Source organism: Bradyrhizobium sp. P2_E8 (assembly GCF_056403875.1).
This window is the reverse complement of record NZ_JBFUES010001894.1, coordinates 1-561: the sequence shown is the minus strand read 5'-3', so window position 1 is coordinate 561 and position 561 is coordinate 1. Positions and strand designations below refer to the sequence as shown.

The following is a 561-nucleotide window of genomic DNA, read 5'->3' as shown; positions in this document are numbered from 1 at the left end:
GCTTTGCGAAGCGCTGGCGCTGCATTGCGATCTCTCCGGAGAAGCGGTGAAAGCCGAAGCGCGGCGGTTGCTCGATATCGTCGGCATTCCCGACGCAGGCCGGCGGCTGTCCGCCTATCCGCACGAATTCTCCGGCGGTCAGGTCCAGCGCATCATGATCGCGATGGCGCTTGCCGGAAATCCCGATTTGCTGATTGCGGACGAGCCGACCACTGCGCTCGACGCCACCATTCAGGCCCAGATCCTGGAGCTGCTCTCGTCGATCCGCCGCGAGATGAGCATGGCGATGGTCCTGATCAGCCATGACCTCGGCGTCGTCGCGGAGAATTGCGACCGCGTCGCGGTGATGTATGCCGGCCGTATCATCGAGGAGGCGCCGGCCAACCAGCTCTTCGCCGATCCCGTGCATCCCTATGCGCAGGGCCTGATCGGCGCGCTGCCGCCGCTCGACGGACCGCGGCGGCGTCTCACCGCCATTCCCGGCACGGTGCCCGATCCCGCGAATATGCCCGATGGCTGCGCGTTCGCGCCGCGCTGTGCGTTGGCGGCTGAGCCGTGCGG

The 561-nt window shown here is 67.2% G+C and carries 1 protein-coding gene; it reads left to right on the top strand.

The window, feature by feature from the left end:
* Positions 1–561: ABC transporter ATP-binding protein (locus AC1D00_RS44560; RefSeq protein ID WP_477015137.1), on the top strand; the 561-nt coding region annotated here is incomplete at both ends.